This is a genomic window from uncultured Tepidimonas sp., from assembly GCF_938045175.1.
In the GTDB taxonomy this organism is placed as follows: Bacteria; Pseudomonadota; Gammaproteobacteria; order Burkholderiales; family Burkholderiaceae_C; genus Tepidimonas.
The window spans coordinates 1-9407 of sequence record NZ_CALIND010000031.1 but is presented as its reverse complement, the minus strand read 5'-3'; the positions used below and the strand labels follow the sequence as shown (position 1 = coordinate 9407).

At 65.2% G+C, this 9407-nt stretch carries 6 protein-coding genes and 1 pseudogene; all 7 read right to left on the bottom strand.

What is annotated here, in order from left to right; translation table 11 throughout:
* Positions 1-245: pseudogene (locus Q0716_RS01505) on the bottom strand (DNA-binding protein YbiB); the annotation flags it as partial.
* A gap of 43 nt (positions 246-288) precedes the next feature.
* Positions 289-3084, bottom strand: coding sequence for a nitrate reductase (locus Q0716_RS01500; RefSeq protein WP_299018899.1), 2796 nt, complete (start codon positions 3082-3084; stop codon positions 289-291).
* A complete protein-coding gene (gene nirD / locus Q0716_RS01495; RefSeq protein WP_299018897.1) occupies positions 3081-3473 on the bottom strand; it encodes a nitrite reductase small subunit NirD in 393 nt (130 codons plus the stop codon). The genes Q0716_RS01500 and nirD overlap by 4 nt, the downstream gene beginning before the upstream one ends.
* Before the next feature lie 20 nt (positions 3474-3493).
* Positions 3494-5962, bottom strand: coding sequence for a nitrite reductase large subunit NirB (gene nirB, locus Q0716_RS01490; protein WP_299018895.1), 2469 nt, complete (start codon positions 5960-5962; stop codon positions 3494-3496).
* 19 nt (positions 5963-5981) lie between these two features.
* The gene (locus Q0716_RS01485) at positions 5982-6788 is read right to left on the bottom strand and encodes an ABC transporter ATP-binding protein (protein WP_299018893.1); all 807 of its coding nucleotides are present in this window, start codon (positions 6786-6788) and stop codon (positions 5982-5984) included.
* Positions 6785-7696, bottom strand: a complete 912-nt coding sequence (ntrB, locus tag Q0716_RS01480) for a nitrate ABC transporter permease (RefSeq protein WP_299018891.1) — start codon at positions 7694-7696, stop codon at positions 6785-6787. Before ntrB ends, Q0716_RS01485 begins: the two co-directional genes overlap by 4 nt.
* Positions 7697-7714: 18 nt before the next feature.
* Positions 7715-9028: a CmpA/NrtA family ABC transporter substrate-binding protein gene (locus Q0716_RS01475; RefSeq protein ID WP_299018889.1), complete on the bottom strand. Its 1314-nt coding sequence runs from the start codon at positions 9026-9028 to the stop codon at positions 7715-7717.
* Positions 9029-9407 lie beyond the last annotated feature (379 nt).

The following is a 9407-nucleotide window of genomic DNA, read 5'->3' as shown; positions in this document are numbered from 1 at the left end:
AGCACGACCAGGGGGCGGCCGGGGGCGATGGGCAGGCAGCGCTCTCGTGTGGCCTGCAAGAAGCCGGCCAGCTCCTCGACCGATTCGCCCTTGATGCGCATCGCGATGGCAAAGGCGCCGAGCTCGAGGTCGCTGACCCGGCCGTCGAGGACTTGGCACATCAGATCATGGGCCTGCTCGCGGTTCAGCGAGCGGGCGCCTTCCTTTCCGCGGCCGATCTCCTTGATGTAGGGGGCGATGCTCATGAGGTCGTGCGTCGGGTGTGCGATCCAGGCAGGGGCCCCCTTGTCACGCGGCCTGCAGGCTGGTGCGCACCAGCCGGCGCAGTTCGGGCACGCAGGAGCCGCACTGGGTGCCGCAGCGCCGTTCGGCCTGCAGACGAGCCAGGCGGTCTTCCGCGCTGCCCTGGCATTGCGCCAGGGTGGCGAGGATCTCGCCTTCCGTGACGTTCAGGCAGGTGCAGACCTGGCGGCTGCGCGGGGCCAGCGTTGCCGGCGGCTTGGCGCCGGGCGCGAGCAGGGCGCGGCCATAGGCCTGAGCGGGCCCTTCGTCTTGCAGCAGGGCGCGTACCCAGGATTCGGCGCGGGTGTCGCCGGCCAGCACGAAGGCTTCGAGCCGGGCGTCCTGGCGGCCGTCCCCGCGGGGCACCAGGCGCATCGCGCGGCGCTGGCCCCGGCGGCCGTCGACGTAGCGCAGCACCTCGGCGCCGGCCAGGCCGAGCGCCTCCTCGATGTGCGCGAGCCACTCGTCGCTGGGGGGCTCGACGGCGGCCGCCCGAAAGAGCACCCCCAGCACGCCGCGCTCGCTGGGCTCGCGCCCGAAAGGCACGCAACTGGCGTAGGCGACGCGTGGCATCAGCTCGCGCAGGGCCGCGATGGCGCGATGGGCCTGGCCCACCGGCAGCCAGGCGGCCGCGAGCAGGGTCCACGGCAGTTCGGCCTTGAGCACCTTGACGGCCGCGTGCTTGAGTTCGGGCTGCTTGGATGTCGGGCAGAAGGCGGGGGTGGTCAGGGCATTGACGCCGGCCAGGCGCTCGCCGGTGCCGCTAGCACCGGAGAGGAACTCCCCGCCCCAGTGCATGGCCAGGAAGGCCTGGGACAGGCCCACCTGCTCGCTGCCTTGGACCGGCAGCACGATGGAGCCGCGCCGGGACGTGAGATGGACGAGGTCGCCGTCCTTCAGGCCACGCCGCGCCATGTCCTGCGGGTGCAGTTGCACGGCGGGCTCGCTCACATGACCGAACAGGCGCCCGAGCAGGCCGGTGCGGCTCATGCCGTGCCAGTGGTCGCGCAGCCGGCCGGTGATCAGGCTGAAAGGGTAGCGGGCATCGCGCGGCTCGGCCAGGGGGGTGTAGGGCACGTCGGCAAAGCGCGCACGCCCATCGGGCGTGGGGAAACGCCCGTCCTCGTACAGCCGCGCGCGCGGGGCCTGGCCCTCGGGGCAGGGCCAGTGCTGCGGGCCCTCGTGCTCCAGCCGCGCATAGCTCAGGCCGGTGATGTCCAGGTCGCGCCCGCGGGTGGATTCGCGGTGCTCGTTCCAGATGGCTTCGGGAGTGTCGTAGGGAAAGAGCGTGGCCTGGCCGTTGCGGCGCGCGCTCCAGCGGGCTTCGAGCCGGTGTGCGAACTCGACCGCGATGCGCCAGTCGGCACGGGCCTCGCCGGGCGGCGCCACGGCGGAGCGCACGCGGCTGATGCGGCGCTCGCTGTTGGTGACGGTGCCTTCTTTTTCGCCCCAGGTGCTGGCAGGCAGCAGCAGATCCGCGTAGGCGCAGGTGGCCGTGGTGGCAAAGGCTTCCTGCACCACGACGAACTCGCAGCGCTTCAGTGCCGCACGCACGGTGGCCTGGTCGGGCAGGGACTGCGCCGGATTGGTGCAAGCGATCCACAGCGCCTTGATCTCGCCGCGGGCGGCGGCCTCGAACATTTCGACGGCTGTCTTGCCCGGCGTGGCCGGCACGTCGGCCACTCCCCACAGGCGGGCGACTTCGGCACGGTGCTGCGGGTTGGACAGGTCGCGGTGCGCCGACAGCAGATTGGCCAGGCCGCCGACCTCGCGGCCGCCCATGGCGTTGGGCTGGCCGGTGAGCGAGAAGGGCCCGGCCCCGGGGCGGCCGATCTGGCCAGTGGCCAGGTGAAGGTTGATGAGGGCGGCGTTCTTGGCGGTGCCGCTGCTGCTCTGGTTCAGGCCCTGGCAGTAGAGGGACAACGTCGCTCGCGATTGACCAAACCAGCGCGCCGCCTGCACGATCGCCTCGGCCGGCAGCCCACACAGCGTGGCCACCGCCCCCGGCGTGAACTCGGCCACGCGCTTCTTCAATGCCTCGAAGCCGTCGGTGTGGGCGGCGATGAAGGCAGGGTCGATCAGACCCTCCCAGATGAGCACATGCAACATCGCGTGAAACAGCGCCACGTCGGTGCCGGGTTGCAGCGGCAAATGCAGATCAGCGACTTCGGCCGTTTCCGTGCGGCGCGGGTCGGCGACGATCAGTTTGAGATGGGGGTTGGCGCGCTTGGCGTCTTCGATGCGCCGAAACAGGATGGGATGGGCGTAGGCGGTGTTGGCGCCCGCGATGAAGATGACCTCGGCGTGGTCGATGTCCTCGTAGCAGTTGGGCGGCGCGTCGGCCCCCAGCGTCAGCTTGTAGGCTGCCACCGCACTGCTCATGCACAGGCGCGAGTTGGTGTCGATGTTGTTGGTGCCGATCAGGCCCTTGGCCAGCTTGTTGAAGACGTAGTAGTCCTCCGTGAGGAGCTGGCCCGAGATGTAGAAGCCCACGGCATCGGGGCCGTGGCGATCGACGATGTCGCCAAAGCGGGTGGCCGCTTCGTCCAGCGCTGTCTCCCAGTCAATGCGCTGCGGCGGCTGACCCCGCACCGCGCGGCGCATCGGGTAGAGCAGCCGCGTGGCGGCGGCCACCGCCGGATCGGCCGTCAGGTGCAGCGTGCTGCCCTTGGTACACAGGCGGCCATGGTTGGCCGGATGCTCAGGGTCGCCGCGCACGCCGGTGATGCGACCGCCGTCGGACTCGATGATCACGCCGCAGCCAACCCCGCAATAGGGACAGGTCGAGCGGGTTTGCGTCATGGCTGCAACGCCTCTGGGCAATCGCATCGGGAACTGGCCGCCGCCGCCGACGGTTCGAGCCCCAGTGAGGCCAGTTCGCCGGCGTCCAGAAAAACCCGCCCATCTTCCACACGCACTTGGAACACAGGGGTCGATCCCTCGTCGGGCGCAACCGCACAGCCATCAGCCAAACCGATCGTCCAGTTGTGCAGCGGGCAGGCCACATGGGTACCGAAAACGATTCCCTGGCTCAGCGGCCCACCCCGGTGCGGGCAGCGATCGAGCAACGCAAACACTTGATCATCGGCGGTGCGAAAGACCGCCACCGCACCGCCCACGGCCCTTTGCACACGGCGCGCCCCCAGGCGCGGGATGTCCTCGATACGACAGACAGGTTTCCATTCGGTCATGGAAGCGCTCCTTTTCGGCATCACGCGCTCAACGGCTCAAACTGCCGCAGATCGACTCGCGCCTTTTCGAACTCGAACCAGGGATCGGGTTCGCCGTCCAGCGCATATTGCAGCTGCGCCCAAAGCTCCTTGCGGCCTGTGGCATCGTCCACGATGCGACGCTTGACGTAATCCACGCCGACGCGCTGCACGAAGTGCACCGTGCGCTCCAGATACCAGCCTTCGAGCCGGTAGAGCTGCAAGAACGCCCCGGCGTACTCCAGCACCTCACTGGGCGTGCGCACCTTGACCAAGAACTGCGCCACCTCCGTCTTGATGCCGCCGTTTCCGGCGATGTAGATCTCCCAGCCCGAGTCAACGCCAATCACGCCCACGTCCTTGATGCCCGCCTCGGCGCAGTTGCGCGGGCAGCCGCTGACGGCGAGCTTGACCTTGTGCGGGGCGTACATGCGCCACAGCGCGCGCTCCAGGTCCTTGCCCATTTGGGTACTGTCCTGGGTGCCGAAGCGGCACCATTCGCTGCCCACGCAGGTCTTGACCGTGCGCAGCGCCTTGGCATATGCATGGCCCGAGGGCATACCGAGATCGCGCCAAACGTGGACGAGGTCTTCCTTTTTCACGCCCAGCAGGTCGATGCGCTGGCCGCCCGTGACCTTGACGGTGGGGATCTGGTATTTGTCCACCACGTCGGCGATGCGGCGCAGCTCGTCGGCCGAGGTCTCGCCGCCCCACATGCGCGGCACCACTGAGTAGGTGCCGTCCTTTTGGATGTTGGCGTGGCTGCGCTCGTTGATGAAGCGCGACTGCGGGTCGTCCTGCGCCTCCTTCGGCCAGGTGGAGATCAGGTAGTAGTTCAACGCCGGTCGGCAGGTGGCGCAGCCGTTGGGCGTGCGCCAGTTCAGGTGGCGCATCACCGCGTCGATGGTGAGCAACTTGCGGCCGTCGGCCAGCGGCGTGCGGATGGCTTGGCGCACCTCCTCATGGCTGTAGTCGGTGCAGCCGCACATCGCCTTCTGCTTGGGCGTCGCCGAATAGTCACCGCCGGCAACGAACATCAGCAGCTGCTCCACCAGCCCGGTGCACGAGCCGCAGGAGGCGCTGGCCTTGGTGTGCTTGCGCACCTCCTCTAGCGTGAACAGGCCCTTGTCCTTGATGGCCTTGCAGATAGTGCCCTTGGTCACACCGTTGCAGCCGCAGACCTCGTCGCTGTCGGCCATGGCTGCGGCCTTGTTGTGGCCTTCGTGGCCGGTGTCGCCGATGTTCGATTCGCCGAACATCAGCCGGTCGCGGATGTCGTGGACGGGACGCCCCTCGCGCAGCAGCTTGAAGTACCAGGCGCCATCCACCGTGTCCCCATACAAGCAGGCACCCACGAGCCGGTCATCCTTGAGCACGAGCTTTTTATAGACCCCGCCATAGGGGTCGTGCAGCACGATCTCTTCCGTGCCCTCGCCGCCCATGAAGTCGCCGGCCGAAAACAGATCGATACCGGTAACCTTGAGCTTGGTGGAGACCTGCGAGCCCTGGTAGCGCCCGATACCGAACTGCGCCAGATGGGTGGCGCAGACCTTGGCCTGCTCGAACAGCGGGGCCACCAGACCATAGGCGACGCCGCGATGCGAGGCGCATTCGCCCACTGCGTAGATGCGCGGGTCGGTGACGGTTTGCATCGTGTCGCTGACGACGATGCCGCGGTGGCAGTGCAGGCCGATCCGCTCGGCCAGTTCGGTGTTGGGTCGGATGCCTGCGGCCATGACCACGAGGTCGGCCGGCACCTCCGAGCCGTCCTTGAACTGCACGGCCATGACGCGCCCGTCGGGGCCGCCGATCAGGGCCTGGGTCTGGGCACCGATCAGGAACTTCAACCCCCGCTCCTCCAGCGACTTCTGGAGCATTTTGCCGGCCACCTCATCGAGCTGACGCTCCATCAGCCAGGGCGCGATGTGCACCACGCTGACCTGCATGCCGCGCAGCATCAGGCCGTTGGCCGCCTCCAGGCCCAGCAGGCCGCCGCCGATCACCACGGCATGCCGGTACTTCGCAGCCGCCTCGATCATCGCGTTGGTGTCGGCGATGTCGCGGTAGGCGATCACGCCATCGAGATCCCTGCCCGGCACCGGCAGGATGAAGGGGTTGGAGCCGGTGGCCAGCAGCAGGCGATCGTAGGCGGCCTCGGTGCCGTCCTCTGCACGCACGATGCGGCGGCTGCGATCGACTTCCACCACCTTCTTGCCCAGATGCAGGGTGATGCCGTTGTCCTCGTACCACGACAGCGGGTTGAGGATGATGTCATCGATGGTCTGCTCGCCCGCGAGCACGGGCGACAGCAGAATGCGGTTGTAATTGGGGTGGGGTTCCGCCCCAAACACGGTGATGTCATAAAGGTCGGGCGCGAGCTTGAGCAGCTCCTCGATCGTGCGCACACCCGCCATGCCGTTGCCCACCATCACCAGACGCAGTCTGCGGGCGCTTCGGACTCGCATATCCATGGTTCCACTCCCATGCGGCTCACACGAGCGCTTCTGCGGGATGCGCGTGGCGCGCGTACAGAAAATCGAGCACGGCCTTGCGGCACCGTTGGTACGTGCTGTCGTCGGCCAACGCCAGCCGGTCACGCGGCCTGGGCAAGGGCACCGGCAACACCTCGCCAATCGTGGCCGCCGGGCCATTGGTCATCATGACGATTCGGTCGGCCAACAACACGGCCTCATCCACATCGTGCGTCACCATGACCACCGTACTGTGCGTCTGGGCCACGATTTGCATCAGCTCGTCCTGCAGACGGGCACGGGTCAGCGCGTCCAGCGCCCCAAACGGCTCGTCCATCAGCAGCACCTTGGGCTCCATCGACAACGCGCGCGCAATCCCCACGCGCTGCTTCATGCCCCCGCTGATTTCAGCAGGGTACTTTGACGCGGCATGAGCCAACCCCACCAAATCCAGTGCGGCCTGGGTTCGCTCCTGAAGCCGACGCTTGGGCTCCTGCTGGCCAAAGACCCGCTCGACCGCCAAATAAACGTTACCCCAGCACGTCAACCACGGCAGCAGAGAGTGGTTTTGGAACACCATCGCCCGCTCGGGTCCCGGGCCAACGACTTCACGGTTGTCGCACAACAAGACGCCTTGGGTCGGCCGCGTCAAACCGGCGATCAGATTCAGCAAGGTCGATTTGCCACAGCCCGAGTGCCCAATTAGGGCCACGAACTCCCCTCGCGCAATCGTCAAATCGATATCCCGTAAGGCGGTGAAAGGTCCACGTGGCGTGTTGAACGTTTGCTCAACACCCTGGATTTGGATATAGCGAGTCTCGTTCATGTCCGCACCTCCTCGTGCGTCAGCAGTCGTGCCAGACGGATCAGCAAGGCCTCCAACACCAACCCGACGAATCCGATCACGACGATGGCGATGATAATGTGTTCGACGTTGAGGTTGTTCCACTCGTCCCACACCCAAAATCCGATGCCGACGCCACCCGTCAACATCTCAGCGGCAACGATGACCAGCCACGCGGTTCCGACCGACAGGCGCACACCGGTCAACACATAGGGCAGCGTGGCCGGCAAGAGGATTCGCGTCACCACCTTCCATTCGGACAGGTTGAGCACGCGTGCCACGTTCAAATAGTCCTGGGGCACACGCTGCACGCCCGTCGCCGTATTGATGATCATTGGCCAGATGGAACAGATAAAAATCGTCCAGATCGCCGCCGGGTTGGCCGATTTGAAAACGAGCAGACCGATCGGCAACCAAGCCAGCGGGCTGACGGGCCGCAACAAGGCGATCAGCGGGTTGAGCATTGCGCTGAGCACCGCATAACGCCCGATCATGAATCCCAAAGGAATACCCACCAATGCTGCCAGCCCGAACCCCGTCCCAACGCGCTGCAAGCTGCTCAAGACATTCCATCCAATCCCCTGGTCATTGGGACCATTGCGGTAAAACGGGTCGGAAAATAACTTCGCGGCGGCATCGAAGGTCGAAGCGGGCGAGGGAAAGGGGCCTTGATCCCCTTTGGTCAACAAAGCCCAGATACCGACCACCAATGCGAGGCCGGCCAGGCCAGCGAACCCACGCCCCCAAAACCCAGCCAGCCGCGGCCGCAGAGGCGCACGACCCATGGCCGGGCCTTTCGGCAGCGTGTGCGATGGGACCGTCTGGCGAACCTCGCTGCGGTCTTCTGTGGGCGCCTCATCCAGAGGCAAATGAAAAATGGCGGCAACCATGACGTGCTCCCGGTGAAATCAGGCTTTGATGGCGAAGCTATCGGCGTACTTGGCAGGGTCTTTGCCATCCCATACCCTGCCGTCGATGAATTTGCTGCTGCGCAATGTGTCTTTGGGTACGCTGATACCCATGGCGGAAGCCACCGAACGATAGAGCTCGATTTGGTTGACCTGCTTGGCCACCGCGAGGTAATCGGGATGGCTGGTGAGCAAGCCCCAGCGCTTGTGTTGCGTCAAGAACCACATGCCATCCGACAAATACGGATAATTGACCTTGCCATCGTTGAAGAACTTCATGTGGTTCGGGTCGTCCCAGGTTTTTCCCAACCCATTTTGATAACGCCCAAGTATGCGCTGGTTGATCGTGTCGACACTGGTATTGACATACGCTTTTTGGGCAATCGTTTCCGCCATCTTCAGCTTGTTCGACAGGCTAGCGTCGATCCAGCGGCTGGCCTCGAGCACCGCCATCATCACTGCGCGTGTCGTGTTCGGGTATTTTTTTACGAACTCCGCCGTCGTTCCCAACACCTTCTCGGGATGATCGGGCCAAACATCCTGGGTGGTGTTGGCGGTGATACCAATGCCATCCATGATGGCGCGATGATTCCATGGCTCGCCGACACAAAAGCCATCCATATTGCCCACGCGCATGTTGGCAACCATTTGCGGCGGGGGCACGGTGATCGTCTTGACATCCCGAAACGGATGGATGCCATACGTCGCCAACCAGTAATAGATCCACATGGCGTGGGTACCGGTCGGAAAGGTTTGCGCAAAGGTATATTCACGTTTATTGGTGGCCATGTATTTGGCCAAGGACGGACCATCGATCGCGCCTTTGTCGGCCAACGCCTTGGATAGCGTGATCGCCTGGCCGTTGTGATTGAGCCCCATCAAAACGGCCATGTCCTTTTTGGGGCCGCCGACGCCCAGGTGGACGCCATAGACCAATCCATAGAGGACGTGGGCCATGTCCAGGTCACCGTTGACCAGCTTGTCACGCACGCCTGCCCAGCTTGCCTCTTTGGTGGGAACGATGGTGACACCGTACTTCTTGTCAAAGCCCAGCACGTTGGCCATGACGACACTGGCGCAGTCGGTGAGCGGGATGAAACCGATCTTGACTTCGGTTTTTTCCGGCGCATCCGAGCCGGCAGCCCACACCGGCAGATGGCCCAAAGCGGTAAATAGAGGGGCGCTGGTCAACGCTGCGCCTTGGCCGAGCCAGCGGCGCCGGGTGACACCCTGGGTTTGCGTGGCACCGTCGGCGACCTCGCGACAGGTGACGGACGACAACGCTGAAGACGAGTCGCGGGAAGGGGATGTCATGGTTACGGCTCCTGATCACTGATCAAAAAATTGGCACCCAAAACACGAACGGCGTCCGTCGCCTCAGGCAGGGGCCACTGCCAGGGCGAGGGACGCCGTTGTCCTCTCGATCGAACGCCACACTCGCAAAGCGTCCGTCGGCATTGACGGGTTTTGCGTTCGTTTGAGAATTAGCACAAAGCGTGCCAACCGATGCATGCCCCCCCGCTCAGAGGACAGACTGCGCGGCGGTTTTGTCGTGCGCTCGTCCGTCGCCGCCGGCGGCACTGCTGCGGTGCAACATAAGCACCAACGCAGTGCAGCGGGTCCCCCTAGTTAGGCACCACCCGACGCCGAAATCCAGCGCGCGGCCGCGGCCAGCGAAATGCGTCGGTCCATG

Excerpts from the sequence above, each read along its gene's own strand:
- Q0716_RS01475 (WP_299018889.1), bottom strand. The coding sequence starts at position 9,028 with ATGACATCCCCTTCCCGCGACTCGTCTTCAGCGTTGTCGTCCGTCACC.
- ntrB (WP_299018891.1), bottom strand. The coding sequence starts at position 7,696 with ATGGTTGCCGCCATTTTTCATTTGCCTCTGGATGAGGCGCCCACAGAA.
- nirD (WP_299018897.1), bottom strand. The coding sequence starts at position 3,473 with ATGACCGAATGGAAACCTGTCTGTCGTATCGAGGACATCCCGCGCCTG.
- Q0716_RS01485 (WP_299018893.1), bottom strand. The coding sequence starts at position 6,788 with ATGAACGAGACTCGCTATATCCAAATCCAGGGTGTTGAGCAAACGTTC.
- nirB (WP_299018895.1), bottom strand. The coding sequence starts at position 5,962 with ATGGATATGCGAGTCCGAAGCGCCCGCAGACTGCGTCTGGTGATGGTG.
- Q0716_RS01500 (WP_299018899.1), bottom strand. The coding sequence starts at position 3,084 with ATGACGCAAACCCGCTCGACCTGTCCCTATTGCGGGGTTGGCTGCGGC.